The organism is Amycolatopsis sp. DSM 110486, assembly GCF_019468465.1.
Lineage (GTDB): Bacteria > Actinomycetota > Actinomycetes > Mycobacteriales > Pseudonocardiaceae > Amycolatopsis.
The window spans coordinates 10,235,150-10,262,146 of record NZ_CP080519.1; the positions used below are offsets into that span (position 1 = coordinate 10,235,150).

Annotated in this window: 22 protein-coding genes; 7 read left to right on the forward strand and 15 right to left on the reverse strand. The window is 69.7% G+C overall.

Annotated features, from left to right (window positions below; translation table 11 throughout):
* Positions 1–83 precede the first annotated feature (83 nt).
* Genes K1T34_RS49410 through K1T34_RS49425 form a run of 4 tightly spaced genes read right to left on the reverse strand, consistent with a single transcriptional unit; the run spans position 84 to position 4,901 of the window.
* The gene (locus K1T34_RS49410; RefSeq protein WP_220241668.1) at positions 84–2,123 is read right to left on the reverse strand and encodes a glycosyltransferase; all 2,040 of its coding nucleotides are present in this window, start codon (positions 2,121–2,123) and stop codon (positions 84–86) included.
* The gene (locus tag K1T34_RS49415) at positions 2,120–2,749 is read right to left on the reverse strand and encodes a DUF998 domain-containing protein (protein WP_255638146.1); all 630 of its coding nucleotides are present in this window, start codon (positions 2,747–2,749) and stop codon (positions 2,120–2,122) included. Before K1T34_RS49415 ends, K1T34_RS49410 begins: the two co-directional genes overlap by 4 nt.
* 56 nt (positions 2,750–2,805) lie before the next feature.
* A complete protein-coding gene (locus tag K1T34_RS49420) occupies positions 2,806–4,212 on the reverse strand; it encodes an ATP-binding protein (protein WP_220241669.1) in 1,407 nt (468 codons plus the stop codon).
* Complete coding sequence (locus tag K1T34_RS49425) at positions 4,209–4,901, reverse strand: response regulator transcription factor (protein WP_220241670.1); 693 nt, start codon at positions 4,899–4,901, stop codon at positions 4,209–4,211. The genes K1T34_RS49420 and K1T34_RS49425 overlap by 4 nt, the downstream gene beginning before the upstream one ends.
* A 147-nt stretch (positions 4,902–5,048) precedes the next feature.
* Between K1T34_RS49425 and K1T34_RS49430 the strand changes: the two genes are divergently transcribed.
* Positions 5,049–5,753 (forward strand): phosphatase PAP2 family protein, encoded by a 705-nt coding sequence (locus tag K1T34_RS49430; RefSeq protein ID WP_220241671.1) that lies wholly within the window; start codon positions 5,049–5,051, stop codon positions 5,751–5,753.
* 155 nt (positions 5,754–5,908) lie between these two features.
* Here the strand turns inward: K1T34_RS49430 and thpD are convergent, their stop codons facing one another.
* The 6 genes from thpD to K1T34_RS49460 all read right to left on the reverse strand — a co-directional run bounded on the left by thpD (position 5,909) and on the right by K1T34_RS49460 (position 14,431).
* Positions 5,909–6,817 carry an ectoine hydroxylase gene (gene thpD, locus K1T34_RS49435; protein WP_220241672.1) on the reverse strand — a complete coding sequence of 303 codons (909 nt, stop codon included), beginning with the start codon at positions 6,815–6,817 and terminating at the stop codon, positions 5,909–5,911.
* A gap of 393 nt (positions 6,818–7,210) precedes the next feature.
* Entirely contained in the window at positions 7,211–7,678 is a 468-nt protein-coding gene (locus K1T34_RS49440; protein ID WP_220241673.1) for a hypothetical protein, read from the reverse strand.
* 196 nt (positions 7,679–7,874) lie between these two features.
* Complete coding sequence (locus K1T34_RS49445) at positions 7,875–8,879, reverse strand: ROK family glucokinase (protein WP_255638147.1); 1,005 nt, start codon at positions 8,877–8,879, stop codon at positions 7,875–7,877.
* Entirely contained in the window at positions 8,876–9,664 is a 789-nt protein-coding gene (locus K1T34_RS49450; RefSeq protein WP_220241674.1) for an HAD family phosphatase, read from the reverse strand. The genes K1T34_RS49445 and K1T34_RS49450 overlap by 4 nt, the downstream gene beginning before the upstream one ends.
* Positions 9,648–12,971, reverse strand: a complete 3,324-nt coding sequence (gene otsB, locus K1T34_RS49455; RefSeq protein WP_220241675.1) for a trehalose-phosphatase — start codon at positions 12,969–12,971, stop codon at positions 9,648–9,650. The genes K1T34_RS49450 and otsB overlap by 17 nt, the downstream gene beginning before the upstream one ends.
* A 2-nt stretch (positions 12,972–12,973) precedes the next feature.
* Positions 12,974–14,431: a sugar porter family MFS transporter gene (locus tag K1T34_RS49460; RefSeq protein WP_255638148.1), complete on the reverse strand. Its 1,458-nt coding sequence runs from the start codon at positions 14,429–14,431 to the stop codon at positions 12,974–12,976.
* A 462-nt stretch (positions 14,432–14,893) separates the two neighbouring features.
* On the opposite strand from K1T34_RS49460, the gene K1T34_RS49465 reads away from it, so the two are divergent.
* The gene (locus K1T34_RS49465; RefSeq protein ID WP_220241676.1) at positions 14,894–15,346 is read left to right on the forward strand and encodes an archease; all 453 of its coding nucleotides are present in this window, start codon (positions 14,894–14,896) and stop codon (positions 15,344–15,346) included.
* A gap of 131 nt (positions 15,347–15,477) precedes the next feature.
* Here K1T34_RS49465 and K1T34_RS49470 read toward each other — a convergent pair whose 3' ends face one another.
* From K1T34_RS49470 to fmdA, 3 genes are all read right to left on the reverse strand, one after another.
* Positions 15,478–16,200 (reverse strand): type 1 glutamine amidotransferase, encoded by a 723-nt coding sequence (locus K1T34_RS49470; RefSeq protein ID WP_220241677.1) that lies wholly within the window; start codon positions 16,198–16,200, stop codon positions 15,478–15,480.
* Positions 16,193–17,476: a MurT ligase domain-containing protein gene (locus K1T34_RS49475; protein ID WP_255638149.1), complete on the reverse strand. Its 1,284-nt coding sequence runs from the start codon at positions 17,474–17,476 to the stop codon at positions 16,193–16,195. Before K1T34_RS49475 ends, K1T34_RS49470 begins: the two co-directional genes overlap by 8 nt.
* Before the next feature lie 596 nt (positions 17,477–18,072).
* Positions 18,073–19,320, reverse strand: coding sequence for a formamidase (gene fmdA / locus K1T34_RS49480; protein ID WP_220241678.1), 1,248 nt, complete (start codon positions 19,318–19,320; stop codon positions 18,073–18,075).
* A gap of 532 nt (positions 19,321–19,852) precedes the next feature.
* Between fmdA and K1T34_RS49485 the strand changes: the two genes are divergently transcribed.
* The 3 genes from K1T34_RS49485 to K1T34_RS49495 all read left to right on the forward strand — a co-directional run bounded on the left by K1T34_RS49485 (position 19,853) and on the right by K1T34_RS49495 (position 22,960).
* Positions 19,853–20,029: a hypothetical protein gene (locus K1T34_RS49485; RefSeq protein ID WP_220241679.1), complete on the forward strand. Its 177-nt coding sequence runs from the start codon at positions 19,853–19,855 to the stop codon at positions 20,027–20,029.
* Positions 20,030–20,201: 172 nt separating this feature from the next.
* Entirely contained in the window at positions 20,202–21,689 is a 1,488-nt protein-coding gene (locus K1T34_RS49490) for an FAD-linked oxidase C-terminal domain-containing protein (RefSeq protein WP_220241680.1), read from the forward strand.
* Positions 21,689–22,960, forward strand: a complete 1,272-nt coding sequence (locus K1T34_RS49495; protein WP_220241681.1) for an FAD-binding oxidoreductase — start codon at positions 21,689–21,691, stop codon at positions 22,958–22,960. The genes K1T34_RS49490 and K1T34_RS49495 overlap by 1 nt, the downstream gene beginning before the upstream one ends.
* On the opposite strand, the gene K1T34_RS54360 is transcribed toward K1T34_RS49495, so the two are convergent.
* Positions 22,957–23,511, reverse strand: a complete 555-nt coding sequence (locus K1T34_RS54360) for an IS5 family transposase (RefSeq protein ID WP_255637898.1) — start codon at positions 23,509–23,511, stop codon at positions 22,957–22,959. The genes K1T34_RS49495 and K1T34_RS54360 overlap by 4 nt on opposite strands.
* Positions 23,459–23,866, reverse strand: a complete 408-nt coding sequence (locus K1T34_RS54365) for a transposase (protein ID WP_255637899.1) — start codon at positions 23,864–23,866, stop codon at positions 23,459–23,461. Before K1T34_RS54365 ends, K1T34_RS54360 begins: the two co-directional genes overlap by 53 nt.
* A 39-nt stretch (positions 23,867–23,905) precedes the next feature.
* Here K1T34_RS54365 and K1T34_RS49505 point away from each other — a divergent pair, with 39 nt between their 5' ends.
* Both K1T34_RS49505 and K1T34_RS49510 read left to right on the forward strand, forming a co-directional pair.
* A complete protein-coding gene (locus tag K1T34_RS49505) occupies positions 23,906–25,222 on the forward strand; it encodes a (Fe-S)-binding protein (protein WP_220241682.1) in 1,317 nt (438 codons plus the stop codon).
* 43 nt (positions 25,223–25,265) lie between these two features.
* Entirely contained in the window at positions 25,266–26,996 is a 1,731-nt protein-coding gene (locus K1T34_RS49510) for an L-lactate permease (RefSeq protein ID WP_220241683.1), read from the forward strand.
* The last annotated feature ends 1 nt before the right edge of the window (position 26,997 follow it).

Genomic DNA, 26,997 nt, shown 5'->3' on the forward strand with positions numbered 1-26,997 from the left:
CAGCCGGTGTCCGCCGATGTGGCCGCGATGTCGCTGTGCTCTGGCCGAATTCGATGATCCACGGGAGCATCCGCTGCGCCCGGTCACGAGCTTTGCGCAACAGACGGTTGGCGCCCCTCGATCTCCGCCGGTTGCGCCGCACCGCATGCGTGGCGGTACACGGAAACGAAGCTCTCGAGTGTGTCGGCGAGGTCGTGGCGGGCCACGAGCGCTCGGCTGGCCGCGCCCATCGACGCGCGGGCGCCCGGGTCGCCGGCCAGCTCGTCCAGCCTGATGGCAAGCGCGTCGATGTCGCCCGGCGGGTAGAGGTGGCCGTTGACGCCGGGGTGGACCAGGTGCGGCAGCGCCATCGCGTCGGCCGCGACGACGGGCAGGCCGGCGGCCATCGCTTCCATGGTTGCGATGCTCTGCAGTTCGGCGGTGCCAGGCATGCAGAAGATCTGGCAGCAGGCGTAGATGCGGACCAGGTCGGCGTCCGGGACGAAGCCATGGAAGCAGACGCGGTCGGCCACGCCGAGTTCGGTGGCGAGGCTCATGAGCGTGGGGCGGCATGAGCCGTCGCCGACGATTTCGGCGCGCAGGCGCGGCAGGCGGGCGACGGCGCGGACGAGTTCGTCGACGTTCTTCTCCGCGTCGAGGCGGCCGACGAACAGGGCGGCGACGTCACCCGTGGCGGGTGTGGCGCGCTCCGCGTAGTGGGCAAGGTCGATCCCGCACGAGATGACGCGGACGGGACGTTCGAGTCCGTTGCGCGCCAGCAGTTCGGCGGCCCGCGGTGTCGGCGTCGTAACGGTCCCGACCGTGCGGTACACGCGAACCAGGTCGCGCCAGCCGACGCGGATCAGCGCGCGCCGGAGGGACTGCGGCAGCCGGACGTAGCCGAGGAGGTTCTCGGGCATGAAGTGGTTGGTCGCGACGGTCGGGATGCCCCGGCCTCGCGCGGCTGCGAGCAGGGCGCGCCCGACGGAGAAGTGGGATTGGACGTGCACGACGTCGGGCCGGACCCGGTCCAGCACGTCCTCCGCGGCCTGGCGGGCGCCGCCGGGCGTGCTGATCCGGAACGTCGGGTGGAAGGGCGTCCCGAAGGCGCGGGCGTCGTGGATGGTGAGGCGGCCGTGGTCCGTGTCGTCGCCGCGGGTCCGGGGTCGCAGCACGTGCACGTCGTGTCCGAAGTCGGCCAAGCCGTGGGCGAGCCGGGCGGTGAAGTGGGCGGCTCCGTTGATATCGGGCGGGAACGTGTCGGCGCCGAGCAGGATCCGGAGGCCGGAGGTGGGGCGCGAGTCGGGCATGGGGGGTTCCTTGTCGTGTTCGGAGGGACCGCTGAGGGAGCCCGCCAGCACGAGCACGCCGAGCACGGCGGCCAGCGCCAGGACGAGGCGTGCTGCGGCGAGTGCCGGCAAGAGGTGAGGTGCTTCGCCGTAGAGCACCTGGTCAGCGACGACGGCGGTGAGAGGGTCGAGCACTGTCGTGGCGGCAACCACGACGGCGGTGGGCCCGGCGGCGTGGGCCTGCTGAAGCAGCCAGCCGCCACCGCCGATCAGCACTCCGCCCGCGAGCGCGAAACCGGCCGCGGTCGGCAGATGGGACAGGCTGAGCACGGCCGCCCGCATCACCGCGGCGCCGAGGCCGAACAGCACGGCTGCGGCGGCAGCGCGCCCGAGGCAGCGCGCACGGCCCCGGCACGCGAGCCCCGCCGCGGCCACCACCGGACCGGCCAGCACCGCGAGCACGACCGCGCTCGCGGTGATGTGCGCGGGTGGGGTCGGCGCGGACGCCGAGGTGAGCACGAATCCGGCGACAGCGACGCAGACGACCGCGGCGGCGACGCCGATCCGGCGTGAGGTCGCCGCACCTCGGCCGGCAAGCACGGTCAGCACGAGGCTGAGCACCCCGAGCGGCTGGACGACGGCCAGGGGCGCGAGCGACAACGCGGTCAGGTGCAGGGCGGTGCCGGTGACGCCGAGGAGGACCCCCGCCTGCCACGTTCGTGACCGGGCCAGCCGCGCGAGCTTGACCCGGCCCGTGACGCTGCTCCGGGTCTGGACGGCGTTGTGCTGCAGGGCAACGGATCCCGCGAAGAAGCAGGCACCGAGCAGTGCGAAGGCGACGGCGAGGAGGGTCATCGGGCCGCCGTCCGCACCACGAGCGCGATGGTCACCAGGGTGCCGAGCTCGGCGGCGAGCGCGACTCGTTCGAGCAGTCCCTGGGGCAGCTCGGAGACGAACTGCGCGATCCCGAACGCCGCTGCGGTGGCGAAGGCCAGCCGGCCGCACGAGCGGATCCGCGGTGCGTGACGGGACCAACGGGGGTCGGCGCGCAGGAGCCGTACCAGCGCACGGCAGGCCAGCGGAAGGCACGCGAACAGCACGGCGCCGCCGAAGCGGTGGATTTCGCCGTGCACCGTGACGACGGTGGTGCTGGGGTTTTCCTGGAACAGCAGGACGAGGAACAGCCCGGCCACCCACAGTCCGAAGAGGACGGACACCGCACGGTCGCGCGGCAACCCCGCCAGGTGCGCTGCGACGACGAGGGCGATCCCGCCGGCGAGCACGAGCAGCACCGCGATCGTGAACAGGCCTCGGCCCCAGCGGTGCAGCGCGTAGTCACTGACGGGATCGCGGAACGGGTCGACGCGCTGCGCGAACCCGATGGTCAGCCCACCCACCAGCGCTAACGCGGCCGTCCACAGTCCGATCGCGGTCCACGCGATGGGGCTGATCCGCGCCGGCCGAGGCGAAGTGGTCCTCACTCCGCCCACGATCGTGAGCCTGGATGAGGAAATGATGAAGATCGAGCCCGGTTTGGTTAAGAACCGCGGACAGGTGCCGCACACGGCAGGGTCAGCTCGAAGCGAGCCCCGCCGCACTCGCCGTTCGACGCGGTCACCCGGCCGTGGTGCTGCGCGACGACCTGCTGCACGATGGCCAGCCCAAGCCCGGAGCCGGGCAGTGAACGAGCGGACGCCGCCCGGTAGAAGCGTTCGAACACGTGCGGCAGGTCGGTGTCGGGGATGCCCGGGCCCTCGTCGGTCACCACGAGGTGCGCTTCGCCCGGCTCGGCGGTGAGGGTGACGGACACGGTGCCGCCGGCGGGACTCCACTTGGCGGCGTTGCCCAGGATGTTCAGCACCGCGCGCTCGAGCGCGGCCGGCCGGCCCCGGACCACGGAGGCTTCGGCGGACAGGTCGAACCCGATCCCGGGCGCGTGTGGCCGCGCGCGGTCCACCGCCGTACGCACGAGGTCGTCAAGCTCTACGTCTTCCACGCCTTCGGGTGAACGGTCTCCCGTGGCCAGCTCCACCAGCTCGCCGACCAGGTCGGTGAGCTCTGCGGACTGCGTGTCGAGGTCGGCCAGCAGGCGGGCGTGGTCGTCCGAGGGCAGCCCGGACCGGGTCTGCGCGTGGATGAGCAGCTCGATGTTGTTGCGCAGGCTGGCCAGCGGCGTGCGCAGCTCGTGGCCGGCATCCTCGACCAGGCGGCGCTGTTCGTCGCGCGAGGTGGCCAGCGCGGCGAGCATCTCGTTGAACGACTCGGCCAGTTTCGCCAGCTCGCCCCGGCCCTCGACGGTGATCTCGGCCGCCAGAGCCTGGGTGCGGGCGACCTCGCCGGCCGCCGCGGTCAACGTGTCGACCGGGCGCAACGCCGTTTTCGCCACCGCGCGGCCGATGAGCGCGGCGACCAGGACACCGGCGAAGCCGACCAGCAGTTCCCACAGCCCGAGATCGGCCAGAGTGTGCTCGACACCCTCCGAATCGCGGGCGACCTGCACCGCGCCGCCGTCCGGACGCGCGGCGATCCAGACGCGGTAACGGTCCGAACCGATCTTGTCGACCTCGGAGCCGACCGAGATCCCCCCGGCGGCGACTTGCCGCGCCGGCGCGCCGACCGGAAAAGTGCTCACTTCCCCGGCGGCCCCGGTGGGCGCGCCGGCGGCGTCGAGGAACTGGACGGTGAGGCCGATGCCGTGGTCCGGGTCGGTGCTGCGCCCGTCACGGTCGGCCGAGCGCAAGGTGGCCAGCGCGTCGGCCGGCGACGCGGACTTCGCGGCCACCTGGGCGTAGGCCTGCAATTGCGCGTCGAACTGCCGGTACAGGCTCGCCTGCGTCACCAGCCACGAGGTGAGCGACACGGCGACCACCGCCACGGCGACCGCTGCCACCACGAGCACGGTCAGCCGGGCCCGCAACGTCAGCTCCGGGAGCCGCCGTTTCACAAAGGGTCCTCACGCAACACGTAGCCGACGCCGCGCACGGTGTGCAGCAGCCGGGGCTCTCCCCCGGCCTCGAGCTTGCGGCGCAGCGAGCCGACGTAGACGTCGAGGCCGTTGGACGCCGCGCCGAAGTCGTATCCCCAGACCTGTTCGAACATCACCGCGCGGGTCAGCACGTGGCGCGGGTTGCGCAGGAAGGTCTCCAGCAACGAGAACTCGGTTCGGGTGAGGCGAAGCGGCCTCGACCCCCGAGCGACCTCCCGGGTCGAGGAGTCCAGCACCAGATCGGCGAACGACAGCGGTGGCGGCAGCTCCGTCGCGGCGGAGGCGTAGTCCGTGCGACGCAGCAGAGCGCGGACCCGGGCGAGCAGCTCCTGCAACGCGAACGGCTTGACCAGGTAGTCGTCGGCACCGGCATCCAGGCCGGCCACCCGGTCATCGATGCCGGTGCGGGCCGTGAGCATCAGGATCGGGACGTGGTTGCCTTCGGCCCGCAGCAGCCGGCAGCTGTCGATGCCGCCGAGGACCGGCATGGTCACGTCGAGGATCACCCCGTCCGGCCGCTGCGACCTGACCAGCTCCAGCCCACGCGCCCCGTCCGACGCGACCGACACCGTGTAGCCCTCGAACCGCAGGGTGCGCGACAGCGAGTCCCGTAGCGCGGCTTCGTCATCGACGATCACGACGTGCACTCGCGCCTCCGGGTCTCTTTCACGCAAGTTACCGACGGGTGGCTGAGCGGACCGTCAGCGCACGGTTAGCGGCCGGTTAAATCCGCTTGCGAAGTCGTTGACCTCGGTCGAACGTCCCGTTGAGCGTCGAGAACTTACAGTCGATTCGTGCACGAAACCGCGGAACCGGAGACCGGCGGCCGGGTGCTCGCCCCGGCCGTCGTCGCCGGAGTCGCGACGCTGGTCTTCCTGCTGTTGACGGTCTCCGCGACCGGAACCCTGCCCTGGACGAAGGGATTCGACCTCGCCGTGCACTCGTGGCTCGTCGCGCACCGCTGCGCCGCGGTGGTCTCGTTCGCCGCAACCTTGACGAGCACCGCGTCCTCGGCGTTCGCCGTCCCGGCGGTGTTCCTCGCCGCGATCGCCCTGACGCGAGGCTCGCTCGGCGCCCGCCTGGCGCGTGCTGCTTGGGTCACCGGGGTCGTCGGATTGGGCGTGTTGTGCCGGTACGGGCTCTCCGCGCTGATCGCGCGGCCACGACCTCCCGAGGCCGACTGGGCCGTCACCGCGTCGGGCCAGTCGTTCCCCTCGGGCCACACCGCGGACGCGATCCTGGCGGCGGGCATGCTCGCGTGGCTCGCGGCGCAACGGTTGCACGACCGGCCGGTGCTGCGCGCGACCGTGTGGATCGTCGCGGGCACCTACGTGGCGGCGATCGCGTGGACGCGGGTGTACCTCGGCGTCCACTGGCCCACCGACGTGATCGGCAGCATCGCCTTCGGGACCGCGTGGCTGTGCGGCGCTCTCGTCGTCCGCCGAGCGCTGCTCTCCGGCGGCCGTTCCGGCGCGAAGCCGTCCTCCGCGCCCGACTGAGCTGAGGTCGTGTCGGTCTCGGAATCCGTTCCGGTGGCGCGGAAAACGGTGACCGCAAGGAAAAGTCCGGAGCGGGGCCCCCAGGCATGGGGCGGCCACGCAGACGAGCAATACGATCCCTGCTACCACAGAGGGCCGCGACCGCCTCGAGAACGTCAGTGCGTGGGCATGAGGGGCGTGAAGTCGCGGGCGGCAACGAACGGGGGACGCGGCGAGGCAGCGGCATACGGTTCCCGCAAGGTGTTCTCCACGCTGTTGAAGACCACGAACACATTGGAACGCGGGTAGGGAGTGATGTTGTTGGCGGATCCGTGCATGAGGTTGGCGTCGAACCACAGCGCGTGCCCGGCAGGACCGGTGAACTGGTTGATCCCGTGGGCCGCTGCCAGGCGCGCGATCGTGGTCTCGTCGGGCACGCCGACCTGTTGTTCCTTGAGTGAATCCCGGTAATGGTCCCCGGGGGTGGCACCGGCGCACTGCGCGAACTCCCGGTGGGAACCGGGCATCACCATGAGGCCGCCGTTGAAGGGGTGGTTGTCCGTCAGTGCCAGTGACAGGCTGACCGCGCGGGGAACGGGCATGCCGTCTTCGGCGTGCCAGGTCTCGAAGTCGGAGTGCCAGTAGAAACCCTTGCCGCGGAAGCCGGGCATGCAGTTGATCCGGCTCTGGTGCACGTACACCTCCGAGCCGAGCAGTTGCCGGGCCCTGTCCAGCACACGGGGATCGCGCACCAACCGTGCGATGAGCGGGCTCATGCGGTGGACTTCGAAGATCGACCGCACTGCCCCGGAAGCCTTCTCCCGCACCACGCGTTCGTCCGCTGCCAGCGTCTCGTCGGCGCAGAGCCGATCCAGCTCCGCACGCAGCAGGTCCAGTTCCTCTTCCGTGACCGACGACGGGACGATCGAAAATCCCCGTTCGGCGTGAGCGGCCAGCTCGGCCGGGGTGAACGGCTCGCGCAGCCGACCCGGCCACACCGCGGGCACCTCGCGGCGCAGCAGCGCCGGTTCACCGCCGATCCGCGTCGGATATCTGTCTTCGGTCGTGGTGCCCGTCGTCGTCATCCCAGTTCCTTCCATTCCACGGCAGGGCGAGTACCCCCGAACCCGAGTAGAATCCACATTAACGTGAAAATTCCTGCGACCGGCAGCGCTCACCCGCCTTGGCGCGGCATGCCGTCCTGAAACAGCACTGGTAAACAGTCGGGCTGATCGACGATTTCTTCGCAGGCACCCGTCGCATGCTTGCGTAACTCGGGACCCGGCCCGGGCCGCGGATCGATTTCGGCGACCGGGCCGGTGCCGTGAAAAGTTCGTCGTGGAAAGCTGCGTGAGCCGCCGCGGACTCACGAGAGAATGTTTCCCTCGGGATCCTCACCTCACCAGGTCCGTGACTTTCCCACTCGGGAAACAAGACCACGATTCCTTCTACGTCGACTTCATTGCCGCGCGGGCCGGTCAGCGTTTCGTGGTGATCGTGGTGACCGGCAGGCCGAACCGGCGCTCTGCTTGGTGCGGCAGGTCGGCCCGGAGCCAGCGGGAGGCGCGCCGGGGCAGCGTGGCCACGATGATCTCGTCGATCTCGCGGCCCGCGAGCACCTTCTCGATGGCTTCGAGCGGCCGGGCGCTCCCGAGGTCGCCGTCCGCCTGAACCTTCCGCTCGGCGAGGTCGGCGAGCACCTGGTCCAGCCGTTGCCGGGCCTGCGCTGTCGCCTCCTCGTCGGAGGCAGGTCGACCGAAGTCCATCACCACGCTGGGCATCGGCATCAAGCCGCCGGCGGCGGGCACCGTGTGGTAGTGCACGGCGGCGGTGTTCGGGACGAGCACGTAGAAGGAACTCGGCCCCGCCTCGATTCTCTTGTGGAGCTCGTTCTGCAGCTCCGGACCCAGGAGGGTCTGGTTCGCTACCACGAGGTAACTGCGCATGAAGACCACCCACTCGGTCAGCCCTTGACACGCTGTGAAATCTCATGATAAGTCGCCGCACGTGCCGTGGTCTACGGGCCAAGGGCCGCGACGGTCGCCTTCGAGACCAGGCGGAACCCGCGCACCGCCCGGGCCAAGACGTCCACAAAGGACTTGCCGGTAGAAAATCCCGACCGACGCCCCGAACCCGCCGGGCTCACCGCAGATGGGACAGGTCGGCGGCGCCCACGAGTCCGGCCTCGTTGCCCAGCTCGGCGATCCGCACCTTCGCGGTCGGGCGGTGTCCGCGGCCGGTGAGGTTCTTGCGGAAGACGGCCTCCGTCGGCGCGCGGAGAATTTCCCCGGCCTCGCACACGCCGCCGGCGATGACGAACATGCCCGGGTCGAGGATCGCGGCCAGCGCGGCCATCCCGCGCCCGAGCCATTTGCCCAGCTCGTCGAAGCAGTTCAGGGCGGTCACGTCGCCGGACCGTGCGGCCTCGGTGACGATGTGGCCGGTGATGCCCGCCGGACGCCCCCCGGCGAGCCGCAGCAGCTCCGGGGCCATCGAGGGCGCGACGGTCGCCTGCTCCTGCGCCTCGAGTACGAGCGCACGCCCGCTGCCGTACTGCTCCCAGCAGCCGTGCAGGCCGCATCCGCAGCGCCGTCCGTCGGGGACGATGGTGAAGTGCCCGATCTCGCCGGCCAGCCCGTAGCGGCCCCGGAAAAGCTTCCCGTCGAGGACGACACCGCCGCCGATCCCGGTACCGATGGTCAGGATGACGACGTGGGTCTCGCCGCGGGCGGCGCCGAACCGGGCCTCGGCCCACGCGGCGGCGTTGGCGTCGTTCTCCACGATCACCGGCATGCCGAGCCGGTCCTCCAGCGATTCCCGCAAATGCTCGTCCCGCCAGGCGAGGTTCGGCGCGAACATCACGGTCGAACGCTTCTCGTCGACGAAACCCGCCGCGCCGAGGCCGACCCCGACCACGGTGTACTCGCTGGTCAGCTCGCGAACGGCGTCGGCGATGGACTCCTGGGTCTTCGACGGGTCGTCGGCGGGGGTCGGACGCCGGGTGCGGGCGACGATGTGCCCGCCCTCGTCGACCACCCCCGCGGCGATCTTGGTGCCGCCGATGTCGACGCCGATGGCGAGCGTCCCCTCAGGGGCTTCGCGGACTGCCAGGGGAACCGTCTCCGCTGCCGGCGCCTGGGCGTTCACGACGCCCGCCCGGCCAGCACGTGACGCCCGAGCGCCGCGACGTCGATCTCGTCGAGGGAGGTCACCACGAGGTCGGCCCGCGCGGCCGCGAGCAGCGCCTCGTCGTCGGCCCTGGCGACACCGAGCGCCGCCATCCTGCCGGCCTTGGCTGCCTCGATGCCGCTGGCTGCGTCCTCGACGACGAAGCAGTCTTCGGGGGCGACGCCGAGTTCGGCCGCGCCGGTCAGGAAGATCTCCGGGTGTGGCTTGCCGTGGGCGAAGTCGCGGCCCGAGATGTCGGCGTCGAAGGAGTCGAGCAGGCTCAGTCCGGGCGTCACGAAGTCGTGGGAAAGGCCGTTCTGCGCAGCGAAGGTGTCGAGGCGGATCTGCCGCAGGAAGAGCCCGGCGTTCTTCGACGACGACGCCGCCGCGGTCGGGATGCCCGCGGCCTTCACCGCGAGGACGAAGCGCAGCGCGTCGGGGTAGGCCTCGAACTCGCCGGCCTCGATGAGCTTGATGACCATGTCCTGTTTGTGCGCACCGTAGACCTCGACGCGCGCCTTCGCGTCGGGGACCTCGAAGTACTCGAGGGCGGCCAGCGCTCCGGCGGCCCGGGGTTTGCCGGACATCACTTGCTGGTAGACCTGGGGAGTGAAGCGGTCGTCCGACCACGTTGTCCGCTCGCGGATGTCGGCCCACTCGGTCTCCATCAGCTCGCGCAGCGAGTCCTTCCAGGCCCGCTCGTGCGGGGAGTCGACGAGCACGCCGTCGACGTCGAAGATCGCGCCCTCAAAGCCCTTCGCCATGGTGACTCCCTTCCGCGTGGCCCGGGTGGCTCTCCACCGTCGCCGGCCTGGGCTCGTGGGACAGGGTGAAGATCCGGCTGTCCCCCGCCCCGAGCTCGTGGACCTCGTCTCCGACGCCGACGAAGACCGGCCCGCGGAAGCCCTGGGGAAGCGCGAAGACGGTCAGCTCGTCGCCCGTGATCGACACCCGAAGCGGTACGCCGCGGTACTGCATCGAGAAAACCAGGCCGTCGAGCCGGTTGAGCTGGGTCGGCGCGAAGTACAGCACGCCGTCCCGCACCGCGCTGCCGACGTAGTAGCGCTGCAGCAGGTCCAAGGTCCCGGACATGACACCCATGTGGATGCCTTCCTTGGTCGTTCCTCCTTGGACGTCACCGATGTCGCTCTCCAGCGCCACGATGAACCGGTCCCAGGAACTCTTCGGGTCCAGCGCGGCGAGCACGCCGGCGTGGGTGACGAGACTCAGCGTCGAACCGTGGGAGGTGCGCCGGTCGTAGTAGTCGATCGTGCGCCGGGTCAGCTCCGCATCGTGCTCGTAGCCGAGCCGGCGGAAGAGAGTGCGTAGCTCCTCGTCGGAGAACAGGAAGAACAACATGACCGCGTCGGCCTGCTTGGCCAGTTTGAACCGGTCGGGTTCTTCGCCCTCAGCCTTGAGGATCCGGTCCAGCCGCTGGATGTTGGCATGTTCGGCCCGGTAGTGCTCCCAGTCGAGTTCGTCCAGGTCCAGGTAACCCTCGAATTGGCTGATGATGCCGTCCGGGTGGAACGGCACGTACATCTTGCGGCTCATCTCGTCCCACGTGTGCAGCTCGTCGTCGGTCAGTCCGAGGCGGGCGCGCAGCGCGGCGCGGCGGCTGGCCGGCAAGAGCCTCAGCACCCGCGGAGCGGTGTCGGCGATCCAGGCCACCATCACGTTGGTGTAGGCGTTGTTGCGCAAACCGCCTTCTTCGCTGCCGGGATAGCGCTCGTGGAACTCGTCGGGTCCCATCACGCCGTGGATCTCGTAGCGGTCGCGCTCCGGGTCGTACCGGGCGATCGAGGCCCAGAACCGTGCGATCTCGAGCATCAGCTCGGCGCCGTAGTCGCGCAGGAACTCCCGGTCGTCGGTGGCCTGGTAGTACTGCCAGACGTTGTAGAAGATGGCCGCGTTGACGTGGCGCTGGTTGTGGCTCAGGTCGGGGTCCCACTGGCCGGAGAGCGGGTTGAGGTGGACGACCTGGGTCTCTTCGGTGCCGTCACTGCCGCTCTGCCACGGGAACATCGCGCCCTGGAAGCCCGCTTCCCGGGCAGCCGCGCGGGCCTCGGTGAGCCTGCGATAGCGGTAGAGGAGCAAGCCGCGGGTGATGCCGGGCAGCCGGAAGTTGAGGAACGGGTAGATGAAGAGCTCGTCCCAGAACACGTGCCCGCGGTAGGCCTCGCCGTTGAGCCCCCGGGCCGGGACACCCGCGTCGTGCCGTGCGGTGTGCCGGGAGCAGACCTGCAACACGTGCGCCACGTGGAACCGCAGCAGCAGTTCGACCCGTGGTTCCCGTGGGAGCTCGAGGTCGCACACCTCCCACAGCTCCTTCCACGCCGAAGCGTGCTCCACCAGTGCCCCGGCGAAGTCCGGGTAGCGCAGGACGCCCCGGCCCGCGGCCGCCAGCGTCTCGGTGATCGCGTTGTCGTGCGAGGTGAACAGCGACACCATCTTCTCCACCCGAACCGGCCGGCCTCGCGTCACGTCGAAGGTGATGACCTGCTGGATGTAGTCATCCATCTGATCCAGGGTGCGCTCCACCGGAAGCTGCTCACCGTCGAGGAAGACGCGGGTGCGGGCGGCCTCGGTGACATAGATGTCCGACTGTCGGGTCTGCACCTTCAGCGCGATGGTCTCGGGACCGAAAGTGCGCGGGGACACCGGGTCGAGGTGACGTCCCTCCAGCTCGCGGTAGCGGGCGACCATCTGATTGGTCACCCGGCCGTCCAGCCCGGAGATCACCTCGACGCGACCCGACCAGTTCTCGGGCGTCAGCGTCCACTCGATGCCGGCCTGGTGGCTGTGGGCCATGCTCACGAAGCGGCGGCTGCGCAGTGTCGTCTCCCGGCCGGCGCGGTCGCGGAAGCGCAGGACGCGCTGAACGGTCGCGAGCCGGATGTCGTAGGAGTGCTCGTAGGAGATCAGTTCGACGTTGCCGAGCCTGATCGCCTCCTCGCCCTCGATGCGCAGCTTGAGCACCAGCCAGTTCGGCAGGTTGACCAGGTCCTCGTTCTGCACCGGGCGTCCCCCGAGGATGGTGGTTTCCCGATTGAAGCCACCGTGCGCGTAGGTGCCCGGGTAGTGGACTTTGTCGGCGTCCTCCCACTCGGCCGCACCGCGGGTGCAGAAGTATCCGTTGCCCGTCGACGTCAGCGACTCCCGCAGACCCTCGACGCCGGGGTCGAAGTGGTCGTAGACGAGCACGCAATCGGACCCGGACTCCCCCTCGTCCGGGGCCTGGCCCTCGCCGACGGCCAGAGTGGACAGCAGCTGGGCCACTTCTTCCGGGGAGGAGAGGATGAAGTCGGCCGACGTGTTCCGATCGCCCACTTCGGGATCATCGGCCGTGCCGACGAAGATGCCGGCTCCCCCGCGACCGGCCAGTGCCCGGAACGCATCCTCGTCGGTGATGTCGTCGCCGAGGTAGATCGGGACCACGTCCGGCGAGTCCAGGTGCAGGTCGCGGAGCAGGTGGAGCACGGCCTTGCCCTTGTGCCAGTCGATCTTCGGCTGAAGCTCGTAGACCATCTTGCCGGGCGTCATCTTCAGCCGGTCCGGATGCTCGGCGAGGAGGGTCTCGACCACGGTGGCGATCCGTTGGCGCCGGTCCGGATCGACGCGTCGGTAGTGCACCGCGACCGAGGCCTTCTTCGGTTCGATCACCACGCCCGGGATCGAGCCGGTTTCGGTGCGCAGGCGATCGGTGACCTCACCGATGACGTCCTCGAACCCGCTCGCGGCATCGTGCTGGATCTCGCCCGCGGCCGGGCTCCAGATGTCGAAGCCGTGGCTGCCGGCGACCACCAGGTCGTCGATCCCCATCAACCGCTGCACGTCGAGCCGGTCACGCCCGCTGACCACACAAACCGGGCAGCGCATCGCCAGCGCCCGCACCGTGTCCCGCATGCGGTCGGAGATCAGGGCGTCCTCGGGGTGGTCCACGATCGGGGCCAGCACACCGTCGTAGTCGAGGAACACCGCCGGGCGCCGTCCGGCCAGCCGCTGCGCGAACCGATCACCGTCACGCAACGCGTGGGGAAGTTCTCGGACCGTCGACGTCGGCTCGGTCATCGTCAGGCCATCTCCTCCAGCTCACGCCCCTTCGTTTCCTTGACGTACTTGATCACGAAGAAGATCGACACGAAGGCGAAGAACGTGTAGACGCCGTAGGCAAGTCCCAGCCCGACATCCGACAGCGCGGGGAAGGTCGTGGAAATGGCGAAGTTGGCCAGCCACTGCGCCGCCGCGGCGACGGACAAGGCCATGGCGCGGATCTTGTTGCTGAACATCTCACCGAGCAGCACCCACACCACCGGGCCCCACGTCGCTCCGAAGAACACGACGTAGACGTTGGCGGCGATGAGCGCGATCGGCGCGGCCGAACCCAGGTCCGGCGTGCCGTTCACGATCGGCGCGGTGCCGAAGAGCAGGGCGAGGACGCCCAGACAGACGAACTGGCCGATCGAGCCGATCAGCAGCAGTGGCTTGCGGCCGATCCGGTCGACCAGTGCGATGGCGATGACCGTGGTGAGGATGTTGGTCACCGACGTGATCACGGTGATCGCCAGTGCGTTCTGCTCGCTGAACCCCACGGCCTGCCACAGCACCGAGGAGTAGTAGAAGATCACGTTGATGCCGGTGAACTGCTGGAAAACCGACAGTCCGATGCCGATCCAGACGATCGGCAGCAACCCCAGCCTCGGGCCACGGACGGTCACGAAGCCGGTGCGTTCGTTCTTTCCTTTGACCGTCCGGATGATCTCCGTGATCTTCGCGTCGACGTCTCCGCCGACGAACCGCCGCAGCACCTCTGCCGCTCTGGCCAGCTGCTCCTTCTGGACCAGGTGCCGCGGCGACTCCGGGATCGTCAAGGCCAGGAGGCCGTAGGCGAGGGCGGGAATCAGCAGCGACAGGAACATCCACCGCCAAGTCGCGAGGCCGAACCACAGAGGATCCGACGCCCCGCCCGATCCGGCGACCAGTGCGAAGTCCACGAGTAACGCCACGAAGATGCCGGACACGATGGCCAGCTGCTGCAGCGAGCCCAGCCTGCCGCGCAGGTGCGCCGGCGAGATCTCCGCGATGTAGGCGGGCGCGATCACGGATGCCGCGCCGACCCCGAGACCTCCGACGAGCCGCCAGAACGCGAGCTCCCAGATCGAGAACGAGAAGCCGCTGCCCAGCGCGCTGATGGCGAACGCGATCGCGGCGAGCCACATGACGCGGATCCGGCCGTAGCGGTCCGCGATCCCGCCCGCGAACCAGGCGCCGATCGCGCAGCCGATCAGCGCCGCGGCGACGGCGAACCCGAGGACGAAGGGCGACGCGTTGAAGGTTTCCCCGACAGCCTTGACGGCGCCGTTGATCACCGCGGTGTCGTAGCCGAAGAGGAAACCGCCGAGCGCCGCCGTCGCGGCGACGAGCACGGTGCGCCCGGTACTCGGGGTGGGATAGCTGATCCGATGGGCAGGATTGCCCTGCTGCCAAGAGGGTTCGCTCGACGGTGGCTGTTCGCCCGGTGTGGTCCCCACATGGACCTCCCCTGCGTGAGGGTCTCCGAGGCGGTCTGCGCTCGACGGCTCCCTCACACCTCCCTACAGGGTGTGTCCTAATTCACATTCCGTCAAGAGGGCGGTCGCCTGCGCAAATTTGCACACGAGCGCCGCATTATCCGGCTGCACCGTTTCCCGGCACACGGTCACGAACACGACCGGCCGACCGCAACTTTCCTACCGAGGAGAGGCCGGTGCTGTTGTTCGGCTGGAATACCCTGATTGGCGCCGGTATGGGAATTGACCTTGTCGGATTAGCCGCCGGAAAAGTCAAAGGAGCGGCCTTCCCGTCGCAAAGGGGTGCCCCTCTTCGGTCTGTGCCAGAGTCAGCCCCACCCATCGTCGTACTGCGGCGACCAGCCGGGGCCAGGGTTGGCCGGGGCCACGGTTCGCCTGGTCCGGGTGAAGCCGGACACGGGCACTCGCCCGGATGCTGCACTGGTGGGGAGGTTCGAGCGGAAACCGTTGCCGAAGCAGGACGCCCGCGGCACGTCACGCGTCGTGCACGCCGCTGACCTGCGTATCGAAGCGTGGGGACCGACGCGGGAAGCGTGTCTGACGGAAGCCGTCCGAGCGCTGGTGGAGAGTTTCGCCCGGACACGTCTGCACCGCGGGTCCGCGGCCTGGTCGTTCGAGGTCTGCGGCCCGACGGACGGTTCGGTGCTGGTCGCGTTGCTCGACAAGGTCATCCTCATGATGCGGACTCGGAGCCTGATCCCGGTCACCGCGGAAGGGATCGTCGTGGACGGCTCGACGGTGCGGCTGCGCTGCCAGATGACCGACCTCGGCGCCGTCATCCCGACCGGGGCGATTCCGAAGGCCGTGTCCCGGCGGGAGGTCCGGTGCGAGCGCACCGAACGCGGCTGGTGGTGCGCGGCCCGGATCGATGTCTGAGTCGCGGTGAAGTCAGGCGACTCCGTGCCTGCGCCCTGGAGATTTCACCCCGGTGCAACGCCGACGGTTCCGGCTACCGGCCGTGCTTCGTGCTGCGGTGGTCCGACGCGAGCGCCGGGTGTCCTGGGGTATCACCACCGTGGGCCGTGCATCGCTGCGCGCAATCGTTCTTCCCGCAAGGCCTCGACCTCCGGCAGGGCCAGCGGCGATGGCGGGGTGCCGAGCACCCATTCCAGTAGCCGGTCGGCCAGCGCGGGGTTGCGCGCCAGCACCGGGCCGTGGAGGTAGGTCGCCAGTACCCGGCCGGTTCCCGCGCCCTCTGTGCCATCCCCGTTGCCGACGCCGGCGCGTACCGAGCCGAGCGGACAGCTGCCGGGGCCGACGAGCGTGCGGCCGAGGTGGTTCTCGAAGCCGGTGAGGGGCTGTGCCGTCAGCTCGGGTCTGACGTCGACGACGATTTCCCCCACCGCGCGCCCCCGCCCGGGAGACGTCACTACGTCGAGCAGACCAAGCCCACGATGGGAGACGTTGTCGGGCGTCGTGAAGTTCATGCCGAGGACCTGAAGTCCGGCGCAGACGCCGAACACCACGGCACCTCGCGTGACCGCCCGCTGCAGTCCGGGATGCTCGTGCAGGTGCGCCGTCGCAAGAGCTTGAGCATCGTCTTCGCCGCCGCCCAGCAAGTACAGGTCGAGCGAGCACGGCACCGCCTCGCCGTGGCGGGTCTCCGTCACGCTCGCGGCGATGCCCCGCCACTGCAATCGCCGCCGCAGCACTTGGGCGTTGCCGCCGTCGCTGTAGGTGCCGAGGATGTCGGGCAGCAGCACCCCGATACGGACGGCTGACTCAGTCATCGCCGAGCTGCTGCCGGAGATCACGGAAAGCCGTGTAGTTCGCGACGAGCTCGACCGGGCCGGGCGGCAGCAGTGAGGCGACCGCCGCGAGCGGACGGGGGCAGAGCGTGTGCCGCACCTCGGCGTAAGTGAGGCGCACGGCCAGATCGGTCGCCCGTTCACCGGCGGCCACGACCTGCCGTCCACGCAGCTGCTCGAACCGCACGTCCCACAACCACGACATGTCCCGCCCGTCGGCCTCACCGCTGTTCACCGCGATCACGACCGGCGACCGGGAGTCGAGCAGCGGCAGTGTTTCCTCCCAGCAGGCCGGGTTCTTCGCCAGCATCACCCGCACACTGCGCCCGGACACCCAAGCCTGGCGGTAGCGGCCGGCGACGTCGGCGATCGGACGCAGTCGCGCGACGGCGACCTCCGGCGAGACACCGAGCCGAGCGGCGGTGGCCACCGCGATCGCGGCGTTCGCGGCGTTGGCGCGGCCCGGCAGGCGGAGGCCGAGCGTGATCTTCGAGCCCCCGATGGTTTCCACGGCATCACCGGTCAGAGTCCACAGCGGATCCGGCCGGGTAAGACCACACGCACAGTGCCAGCAGGTGTTGTGCCTGACCACGGCTCGGCCGCATCGGGCGCAGGCCACGGCGTCGGCGTGCCACCGCTGTCCCGCGCCGACCCACACGGGGTGAGCGGAGCCAAGGGCGGCCGAGGTGACCAGTGGGTCGTCGCAGTTGGCGACCACGGTCGTGTCCGGCAATGCCGCGGCGACCGCCCGCAACGCCCGTTCGGTCGTCCGAACCTCGCCGACCCGGTCCAGCTGGTCTCGGCTGAGGTTGAGCAGCACGAGGCAGGCCGGGTGCACCTGCGCGGCGACGGCGGGCACGTAGGTCTCGTCGACTTCGAGGACCGCCAGGGGGGCGCGATGTTTGTCCACCAGGGCGGCGACTACCCCGTCGGTCATGTTCGCGCCGTCGCTGTTCGTGGCGACCTGGCCCAGCGTCTCCAGGATCCGGCTGAGCATGAGCGCGGTGGTGGTCTTGCCGTTGGTGCCGGTCACCAGCACCACTGTCCGACCGCCGCCGATCCGGCTCAGCACGCGAGGATCCAGTGTGAGTGCGATCCGCCCGCCGATGACGCCGCCGTTGCCGAGACCCATTCCCCGCGAGATCGCCGCGCCGAGCCGCCCGGCCGCGACCGCCAGCCGCGTTCGCGCCGGGAGCCGGCGCGGCACGGGCGGCAGGACGGCTTGCTTGCCGACGACGCACGGTGAATCGGGGCTCACGCACAGCCTCCTTCGCGCTTGGTCGGGCAAATAACCGTCACCCCTCGTCGCCTGGCCGTGCGAGGGCGCTGAGAGCGCGGTGACGACGGCACGTCCGGTGCGAACCGGCGGCGCGTTCCGTTGGCCCATCCGGGACTGAGAGTACGTCGGACCGCATCAGTGCGCGCTCAAGAAAGGTCGACAGAACGCTGTCTCGTTATCCCTTTTTGTCCGTTTCGGCCACCGACTTGCCGCCGTCTGCCAACCCGCAATCGTCCTCAACGCAGTGAATCACCGGGACCGCAGCATTTTCAGACCTGCTCCAGCTGTACCCGGCCCAGACGCGGCGGGCAGATGTCGTGCCGCACCCGTAGATGTCCGGGCCACCGGCCGCATTCGTCGCCACGACGGCCGGCCTGAGCGAGCCGTGCTCAACGAACGCCGCAGGTCGCCCGTGATCGGTCGCGCGGAACCGGTTCGGACGGCGGACCACCGCAACAGACCTGGCTCGGCAGCACGGCCACAGGGAAACGCTCGGCTGGGAGTCCCAGCCGAGCGTTGCGCCACTGTCGGTCGACACCGAACGAAGTCCGGCCTCGCTGAAACCCCTCCGCAGGTCAGGACGCGACCGCGCACTGTCCGCGATCGGCCCTCACCGGGCCTTCGCTCGTCGGGCGCACGTCGAAATCGAAGATCTCCGTGGGCACGTAGAGCGTGCAACACGCGTTGGGGATGTCCACGATGCCGCTGATCCGGCCCTCGATGGGCGCCGAGCCGAGCAGCAGGTAGGCCTGTTCACCAGTGAATCCCCACTTCTTGAAGTACTCCACCGCGTTCAGGGCCGCATTGCGGTAGGCCATGGTGGCGTCGAGGTAGAGGTTCTCGTCGGTCTCCCGGTCCACCGAGATGCCCACGAACGACAGGAACTCGGAATACCGGGGTTCGACGTTTCCCGGCATGAACACCGGATTCGTGGTGATGCCGTACTTCTCCATGCCGCCTTTGATGAGGTCGACGTGGAAGTCGATGTACCCGCCCATCTCGATGGCGCCACAGAAGGTGATCTCGCCGTCGCCCTGGCTGAAGTGCAGATCTCCGCCGGAGAACTTGGCGTCGTCGACGTAGACCGGGTAGAAGACCCGCGATCCCCGGGTGAAGTTCTTGATGTCGTGGTTCCCACCGTTCTCCCGGGCCGGCACCGTGCGGGCGCCCTCGCTGGCGATGTGCTCCGCGGTCGACCTGTCGGCCGTTCCGGCGAGCGTCCCGTCGAGCAACGGCGGCAGGCCCAGCGGCGGTACGCGGTCGGGCTCGCGGGCGACCAGCGCCCGCTCCCTGCGGTTCCACCGCTGGAGCAGCTCGGCCGACGGCGCGGTGCCGAACAGGCCGGGGTGGGTGATTCCGGTGTACCGGATGCCCGGCAGGTGGCGCGAGGTGGCCTGCTGACCGTGGAAGTCCCAGATCGCCTTGTAGGCGTCGGGGAAGTAGTCGGTCAGGAACCCGCCGCCGTTGGCCTTGGCGAACACCCCGGTGTAGCCCCAGCCCTGCCCCGGCGCGTCGCCCGTCTCCTGCGGAACCGGGCCGAGGTCGAGGATGTCGACGACGAGCAGGTCACCGGGCTGGGCGCCCTCGACGCCGATGGGACCGCTGAGCATGTGGCAGCGCGACAGGTCGACGTCCCGCACGTCGTTGGCCGAGTCGTTGTTGCCGAGCTGGGCGTCGGTCCATTCCCGGCACTCCACGCGGAACTCCTGCCCGGGACGGACCATCGCGGCGACCGGTACATCCGGGTGCCACCGGTTGTGGCCCGGCACCGCCTGGTCGCGCATGGATTTCGTCTGGTCGACACTGAACACTACTTCTGGCATGCGAATTCTCCTCTGTTTGCGGGCCTTTGATCTGGCTCGCCCGCCGTTCTCGGGTCAGTACCTGTGAACCTCCTGGTCATATCGGCGACGTTCGACAGAAAAACCGACGCCTGAATTTACGAAAAAATTGAGTTCGTCGACGATGTGAAATTCTGAAAAAAGACCTTCGCTGTTCGGCGATCCGTACCCACGCCCCGAGGCAGGCATCGACGACTCCGGCCGGCGCTGATCGCCACTGCGGTTGCGGTCGCCACATCGACTGCTTGCGGGCTACTTTCCGTGACGGCCCGGGCGGACTCACGAGGACGTTCGGTCACTCCCGAGACCAGGACGGCACTGGCCCGACGCCGCATCTTGAACGGGATCGCGCTGTACGCAGCGTATTCGCAGGTCGCGCAGGGATGTCAAGGGCAACGAAAAACCACGCACCGGCTTGACTTAAGGTATATCGTTTCGTTATCTTGCCTCGTCCTGCACCGGCTGCCCCTTACGGGCGTCGAAGCAATGCTGATCAAGAAATCGGTGGAGCGTCGTGGAAGCGAAGTCCGACGACGACGGCTCGATGGAGTTCGTCGTCCTCACCGCGTGGGAATGCGCCAGCTGCGAGGTCGCCGGGCGGACTCCGCCGGGGAAGGCGGTCGAGTGCTGGAGTTGCGGCGGCTCGGTCGTGATCACCGCACGGCCCAGCATCCGGCGCTTGGCCGGGTAGCCGCACGCGGCCCCACCTGCGGTTTCCTCCGCGACCCAGGAGGCGCTGTCCGTCGCCCGAGGACCCGAGTTGACTGGCCTTCCGGACCGTCTTACGGTGCCGAAAGGCAGAGTTTACTTTCTGTAGCTCAAAGCCGTCCGGATCCACAGTCAAGCGGGCTGGGAGGGCGCGCATGACGACCTACGAGCCACGAGATGTGCGACCGCGGATCGCGGCGCTGACCGAGCGCCTGCGGGCGGCGCTGGGTCCTGATTCGGTCATCGACGATCACCAGCGGCTGCGTACCTACGAGTGCGACGGCCTCGCGCACTACAAGGTCACTCCCGCGCTCGCCGTGCTCGCTCGGGACAGTGCCGCCGTCGTGGAGACCGTGCGTGCCTGCGCCGAGGCCGAGGTGCCGTTCGTCGCGCGCGGATCCGGCACGGGCCTCTCCGGTGGTGCGCTGCCGCGCGCCGACGGGGTCCTCATCGTCACCTCGCGGATGCGGCACATCATCGAGATCGACCGGGAGAACCAGCGTGCGGTGGTCGAGCCAGGGGTGATCAACCTGGACGTTTCCCGGGCCGCCAAGCCCGAGGGCTACTACTACGCGCCGGATCCCTCGAGCCAGCAGGTGTGCTCGATCGGCGGCAACGTCGCGGAGAACTCGGGTGGCGCGCACTGCCTGAAGTACGGTTTCACCACCAACCACGTCACTGGCATCACCTTCGTGACCGCGGACGGCGAAGCCGTGCGGCTCGGCGGCAAGGCGCCGGATCCGACCGGGTACGACCTGCTCGGGGCCATCGTGGGTTCGGAAGGCACGCTCGGCATCGCCACCGAGGTGACGGTGCGGCTCACCCGGCTGCCGGAAGCGGTCCGCACGTTGCTCGCGGCCTTCCCGAGCACCGACGACGCCGGCGCGGCCGTTTCGGAGATCATCGGCGCCGGAGTCGTGCCCGCGGCGATCGAGATGATGGACGCGCTGGCGATCGAGGCGGCCGAAGCCGCCGTGCACTGTGACTACCCCGGTGGTGCGGGTGCGGTGCTGATCGTCGAGCTGGACGGACCGGCCGACGAGGTCGAGCGGCAGTTCGAGGAGGTCGAGCGGCACTGCCGCACGCACCGGGCCTTCGAGATCCGCATCGCGAAGGACGACGTGGAGCGCGCGTTGTTCTGGAAGGGGCGCAAGTCGGCGTTCGCCGCCGTCGGGAGGATCAGTCCCGACTACATCGTCCAGGACGGTGTCATCCCGCGCACCGCGTTGCCCGAGGTGCTGCACCGGATGACGGAGCTCTCGCGCAGCAGCGGCGTCCGGGTCGCCAACGTCTTCCACGCCGGGGACGGCAACCTGCACCCGCTGGTGCTGTTCGACGACGCGGTGCCCGGCGAAGCCGAGCGCGCCGAGGAGGTTTCGGGGGCGATCCTCGACCTCTGCATCGAGTACGGCGGATCGATCACCGGCGAGCACGGCGTCGGGTCGGACAAGGCGAAGTTCATGCCGCGGATGTTCACCGAGGCGGACCTCGACACGATGCAGTTGGTGCGCTGCGCCTTCGATCCGGCCGGACTGGCCAATCCCGGCAAGGTGTTCCCGACGCCGCGCTTGTGCGGTGAGGTGCCAGGCCGGCACAAGGGCGCGCATCCCTTGCAGGAAGCCGGAATCGCCGAGGTCTTCTGATGAGCGGGCCCGATCCGGCGGCGCTGGACGCGCTGTGCGCGGCGACCGCGAAGCACGCCCGGCCCGCGGCGGCGGGTGACGAGGTCGACGGCATCGCGCCGGCGTTGGTCGCGGCACCGGGCAGCACCGCGGAAGCGGCGGACGTCCTGCGGATCGCCGCTGACTACGGGCTCGCCGTCGTCGTCCGGGGCTCGGGGACGAAACTCGGCTGGGGGCAGCGGCCCGCGAAGGCCGACCTGATCGTGGACACCGGCCGCATGGACCGCGTCGTCGAGCACCGCTCCGGCGACCTTGTCGTTCACGTGGACGCGGGCCTCCGCCTCGCGACGCTGCAGGACCGCCTCTCCCCCGCGGGTCAGCGGCTGGCCGCGGATCCCGTGGTGCCGCCTGGCGCGGCCGACGCCGGAACGGTCGGCGGGCTCATCGCGACCGCCGCTTCCGGCCCGCTGCGCTTCTCCCACGGTGCGGTGCGCGACCTGCTCATCGGCATCACGGTCGTCCGAGCCGACGGTGTGGTGGCGAAGGCCGGCGGAAAGGTCGTGAAGAACGTCGCGGGTTACGACCTGGGCAAGCTGTTCGCCGGTTCCTGGGGAACGCTCGGCCTGGTCACCGAGGCGGTGTTCCGGCTGCACCCGCGACCGGCGCTGGCCCGCTGGGTCGTGGTGCCGGTGGACTCGACAGGCGTCGCGTACGAGCGTCTGCGGCGGGTGCTGCACGCCCAGCTCGTGCCGAACGCGGTCGAACTCGACCGGCCGGCCGGCGCGACGGGGACGCTCGCGGTGCTCGTCGAGGGCATTCCGCAGGGAGTCGCCGGCCGGGTCGAGAAGTTCCTCGAACTGCTCGGGGCCGGCGCCGAACCGCGCGAAGCCGCGCCGCAGTGGTGGGGCCGAGCCCCGTGGCAGCGAGGCGACGTGGCCCTGCGCCTCACGCACCGGATCACCGGCCTGCCGGCTTTGCTGAACGCGCTCGACGAGCAGGCGCGGCGTCACGGTGTACCGGTCTCGGCCCGTGGTTCGGCCGGCGTCGGTCTCCTGTACGCCGCGGTGCCGGGCGCCGTCGAGCCCGCCGTGATCGCCGAGCTGGTCCAGGTCTTGCGCGACCGGTCGGCCACCTGGGGTGGGGACGTCGTCGTGCTGGACGCTCCGCCTGCGGTCAAGGCGGCTCTCGACCCGTGGGGACCGGTGCGAGGAGTGAGCCTGATGCGCCGGGTGAAGGACCAGTTCGACCCCGAACACCGGCTCGCTCCCGGTCGCTTCGCCGGAGGGATCTAGGGCATGTCTGACAAAGCCTTGGTCCAGGTGATCACGGCATGGAGGACTACTGCGGAGCGGTAGACGATGGCCAACTTGTCGAAGCGGGTGGCCAGGCCGCGCCATTGTTTGAGCAGGTTGAAGCCGCGTTCGACGACGTTGCGGCCTTGGTAGTCGACCGGGTCGAACGCTGGTGGGCGGCCGCCTCGTGAACCCCGCCGTGCGCGGTGCCCGACCTGATCGGCAGGTTCGGGGATCACGGCGGTGATGCCGCGGGTGCGCAAGTGCCCGCGGATCGCTCGCGAGGAGTAGGCCTTGTCGCCCCGGACCCGGTCGGGACGGGTGCGCGCCCGGCCACGCCCCATTCGAGCGACGCGCAGATGTCGCATCAGGTGCGGAAACATCGGCGCGTCCCCGGCTTGGCCGGGCCCGACCAGAGCTACCAGCGGCCGCCCGTTGCCGTCGACGAGGTGGTGAACTTTGGTGCTCCAGCCTCCGCGGGAGCGGCCGATCGCGTGATCAGGCGGCTCGGCGAGCAGATCCGTGTAATTCGACCCAGCCCCCCGTGACACGCCTGACGTTGGTGGCGTGCTGATGCGCCCGCGCGATCGTGGAATCCACCGACACCGCCCAGTCGATCTGCCCGGCCGCGTCCGCGGCGGTGAGCAGCCGCTGCAGCACCATGTCCCACGTGCCGTCCCCCGCCATCCGGCGATGCCAGGTCCAGATCGTCTGCCACGAACCAAACACCTCGGGCACGTCCCGCCACGCGATCCCACACCGATATCGGTAGACGATCCCCTCCACCATCGCCCGCGCATCCGAAAACGGACGACCCCGCTTACCGGTCCGCGCCGGCAACAAGTCTTTGATCAACGCCCACTGCTCGTCTGACAGCAACTGAAACCGCGACACGACCGACAGCATCCCAGCTGCCACAGACGATGTTTGTCAGACACGCCCTAGATGTCCGAACCTGCCTTCGATGACCACCACCCGCCGTCGGCGGCGCTCGTCGGTGACTGCGTGCACTGCGGGTTCTGCCTGCCGACCTGCCCCACGTACACGTTGTGGGGCGAGGAGATGGACTCTCCACGCGGGCGGATCTACCTGATGGAAATGGGCCTCGGCGGCGAGCCGATGACACCGGAGATGGTGCAGCATTTCGACGCCTGCCTCGGCTGCATGGCCTGTGTGACCGCGTGTCCGTCCGGGGTGCAGTACGACAAGCTCATCGAAGCCACCCGTGCGCAGGTGGAGCGGCGTCACCACCGCCCCGCGCGCGACCGGCTGATGCGCCGCGCGATCTTCAGCGTCTTCCCGTACGCCAAGCGGTTGCACGCCTTGCGCGGTCCGCTGCGGGCCTATCAGGCCACCGGCCTCAGCCGCTGGTTGCGGCGCGGCCGCTTGCTGCGCAGGACTTTCCCGGCGCTGGCTGCGCTGGAGTCGCTGGCACCCGAGCTCGAGCCGTTCGAGCAGGTGCCGGAACAGTCTTCTGCCCAGGGTGCGAAGCGAGGCACCGTCGGCATGCTCCTGGGCTGCGTGCAGCGGGAGTTCTTCCCCGGCGTCAACGCGGCGACCGCCCGCGTGCTGACCGCGGAGGGCTTCGACGTGATCGCGCCCGCCGGGCAGGGGTGCTGCGGTGCGCTGAGTGTCCACAATGGCCGGGAGGAGGAGGCGCAGTCCTTCGCCCGCAAGCTGATCGACACCTTCGCGGCGGCGGGGGTCGAGCAGGTCGTGGTCAACGCCGCCGGCTGTGGTTCGGCGATGAAGGAGTACGCGGACCTCCTCGCCGACGACCCCGTCTACGCCGAGCGCGCGCGAGGATTCGCCGAGGGCGTCCGCGACATCACGGAATTCCTCGTGGAGCGGGGAACGGTGGCCACCCGCCACCCTCTGCCGGTCATGATCGCGTACCACGACGCCTGCCACCTCGGGCACGCGCAGGCGATCCGCACGCAGCCCCGCGCGCTCTTGCGGGACATCCCGGAGCTTCTGCTGCGGGAGATCGCCGAAGCCGAACTGTGCTGTGGTTCCGCGGGGATCTACAACATCCTGCAGCCCGAGGCCGCGGGGGAACTCGGGGACCGCAAGGCGCGCAACGTTCTCGCCACCGGCGCACCCCTGCTGGTGACGGCCAACCCGGGCTGCCTGATGCAGCTGGCCGCGTCCGCCGAGCGCCTCGGCGCGCAGCTGAAGGTCGCCCACACCGTCGAGGTCCTCGATGCCTCGATCCGTGGCCTGGCAGCGGACGCTGTCGGGAGGTCCCGCTCCGGGGCGTAAGCCGGCAAATCCCAGGTTGTCGTCCTCAACGATGAGGTGACACATGTACCAGCAGATTCTCGACCCCGTCGCGGGTTCGCTCGCTTGGTCGTCGCTCGTGGCGGCTGTCCCGCTCATCGTGCTGTTCGTCCTGCTCGGCATCCTCCGGATGACGGCGTGGCTCGCGGCACTGATCTCACTCGCGGTCGCGCTCGGGGTGGCGATCTTCGTCTACCCGATGCCGGCAGGCCCGGCGTTCCTGGCGGCGGCCGAAGGTGCCGCGTTCGGGTTCTTCCCCATCCTGTGGATCGTCATCAACGCGATCTGGATCTACAACATGACGGTCCACACCGGACACTTCGACGTGCTGCGCCGCTCGTTCTCGCGGGTCAGCGACGACCAGCGGATCCAGGGCGTGATCGTCGCGTTCTCGTTCGGTGCGCTGCTCGAAGCGTTGGCCGGGTTCGGCACCCCGGTCGCCATCACCAGCGTCATGCTGATCGCGCTGGGCTTCCGGCCGTTGAAGGCCGCGGTCGTCGCACTCGTCGCCAACACCGCACCCGTCGCCTTCGGCGCGCTCGCGGTGCCGATCACCACGCTGGCCACCGTCACCGGCCTGCCGCTGCACGACCTGTCCGCGATGGTCGGACGCCAGACCCCGCTGCTGGGGTTCGTCGTCCCGCTCGCGCTCGTGTTCATCATCGACGGCACCCGCGGGGTCCGCCAGACCTGGCCCGTGGCGCTCGTCTGCGGCGTGGTCTTCGCCGTCGCGCAGTTCGCGATCTCGAACTACGTGAGCGCACCGCTCACCGACATCGTCGCGTCGCTGCTGAGCGCCGGCGCAGTCGTGCTGTTCCTGCGGTTCTGGCGGCCGGTCGAGGGGTTCACCGAGACCGGCGGACCTGAGGTCACCCGCACCGGCGCGGGCGCGGACGGGCGCGCGGAGGCGGCGGCGACCTCGACCGCCACGATCGACCGGCAGGCGCCCCGGGCGGGCCGCGACGGTCCACCGAGCGGAAGCGGCGACGGTGACACCGAAGCCGGCCGCCGCGACAGCGGCGCCGAGGTGTTCCGCGCCTACTCGCCCTACCTGATCATCATCGTGGTGTTCGGGCTCGCGCAGATCCCGGCGATCCAGCACGCGCTCACCAGCGTCACGCGCACCTTCGCCTGGCCAGGCCTGCACATCACATCCGCGAGCGGGAAGGTGTCAACGCTGCCGATGTTCAAGTTCGACTGGCTCGCCGCGGCCGGCACGCTGCTCATCATCGCCGGGCTGCTCACCATTCCCGTGATCCGGATCCGGCCCGCGACCGCGCTGCACATCTACTTCGCCACGTATCGCCAGCTCGCTCCCGCAATCGTGACCGTGATGGCCGTGCTCGCGCTCGCCTACGTCATGAACGCGAGCGGGCAGACCACGACACTCGGCACCTGGATGGCCGGTGCCGGCGGGATCTTCGCGCTCATTTCGCCGATCCTGGGCTGGCTGGGCGTCGCCGTGACCGGCTCGGACACGTCGTCGAACTCGTTGTTCGGCGCGCTGCAGGTGGTTGCCGCACAGAAGGCCGAGCTGAGCGCCACCCTGCTCGCCGCCGCGAACTCGTCCGGCGGGGTGCTCGGCAAGATGATCAGCCCGCAGAACCTCGCCATCGCCGCGGCGGCGGTGGGTATGTCCGGGCGGGAGGGCGATCTCTTCCGCAGGGTGTTCCTCTGGAGCGTGCTCTTCCTCGCGGTGATGTGCGTGCTCGTCTACCTGCAGTCCACCGCTGTGCTCTCGTGGATGGTGCCCTGAA